The organism is Mesorhizobium temperatum (genome assembly GCF_002284575.1).
Lineage (GTDB): Bacteria > Pseudomonadota > Alphaproteobacteria > Rhizobiales > Rhizobiaceae > Mesorhizobium > Mesorhizobium temperatum.
In genome coordinates, this window is the sequence record NZ_NPKJ01000056.1 from 1 (window position 1) to 1,633 (window position 1,633).

The 1,633-nt window shown below is 60.5% G+C and carries 1 protein-coding gene; it reads right to left on the reverse strand.

The window, feature by feature from the left end:
- Positions 1-124 precede the first annotated feature (124 nt).
- The coding region (locus tag CIT26_RS19955) for an adenylate/guanylate cyclase domain-containing protein (protein WP_095494189.1) at positions 125-1,633 on the reverse strand (1,509 nt) is incomplete at its 5' end.

Genomic DNA, 1,633 nt, shown 5'->3' on the forward strand with positions numbered 1-1,633 from the left:
CGCGCAAGAGATGAACTCTACGGCCGGTTGCGACGTAGGGCGCCCCATCGCGGTTTAATTCGAGCCGATGCACCGGCCGGCTCGATCGCGCCAGGAACGGTCATTCGCACGAGGCACCAGAGGGTCATTCGGGTAGACCCGCCATCAGATAGCCATCCACAAAATGCTGACGATCCGCTTCACGGCGGAACGGCTGTGTGCTCGCCCATTGCCGTATAGAAAAGTGCGGGTTAGCGGCGAGGAATTGTCGTGCTTCCTCCTTGGCCTCGTCGATCTGGCCAAGCCGTGCAAGAGCGGCAGCCAGAATCCGCCGCGACCCTGTCCGGTAGGTTGTTTCATGCCGAAGGGTATCGACCGCATCCTCGTATCGGCGGGCCGCGTATTCCACGTATCCACGCACCCAATAGTATCGTCCGGGCGGGTAGGGATCCAGGCGGAAGGCATTTTGAACGCACTCGATCCCCTCAACCGCGTTACCCAGATGCGCCTTCGATTCAGCGAGAAAGATCCAAGCGTCGGCGTGATTGGGGTCGATCCTCAGCGCCGTAGCAAATTCCGCCGCTGCCTCATCAGCCTTAAGGTCGAAATGTAAAATATAACCGAGGATCGTGTGCGCCCCGGCGTTCCCTGGATCAAGCGACACAGCCAGCTGAGCCTCCGCCCGACCGAGTGCACGATGCTCCTCAGTCTCCCCCCAGTGCATCGAACCAAAGACGTGTGACATCGCGAGCCAGGCATGCGCCTCCGCAAAGCCCGGATCGAGCTGAATCGCTCTTTCGAGGAGCGGACGCGCGGTTTTGTTCGCCTCTGGCGACTGGGTCACCAAGGCCCGCCCGCGCACCAGAAACTCGTACGCTTTGAGATTCGACGTCCTCTGCCGGGTCATGAAGCGCGCCGAAGGGAACGCCCCGGAAATCGCACTAACGATCTTACCAACAACCTCGTCCTGCAGGGCGAAGACATCAGCCAGTTCGCCGTCGAAGCGATCGGCCCAGACATGGGCATTGTCGTGCGCGTCGATAAGCTGCGCGTTGATTCGGACACGCGCCGCCGCCTTCTGCACACTGCCTTCGACAACATAGCGGACGCCGAGATCCTTCGCGATCGATCGAACGTCGACCGATCTTCCTTTGTAGACAAACGAGGAGTTTCGCGCGATCACCAAAAGACCGGGGACCTTTGAGAGGTCCGTGATCAGGTCTTCGGCTAATCCCTCGGCGAAGAACTCTTGCTCCGGATCGCTGCTCATGTTGGCGAACGGCAAGACGGCGACGGCCGCCTTGTCGGGCAATTCCAGCGATACCGGTCGCCCGGCCGGAGTGGCTTTCGGAAGCTGTAAGTTCACGCGATAGCAGTAGATCGGCTCGGCTATATTCTTCACCCGCTGCTCGCCCATGGGCTCGAACTCAAACGCCAACTTCTTCTGGACCTCCTTGGACACCTTCTCTGAAACGCAGATGCCACCTGGCTCGGCGAGTTGTTGGAGGCGCGACGCCACGTTCACACCCTCGCCGTAGCGATCCTCCCCTTCGACGATGACCTCTCCAAGGTTGATACCGATCCGGACTTCGAAACGCTGGTCCTCGGCGACACTCGCGTTGCGTTCCGCCATGCCGCGCTGAAGTGTGACCGC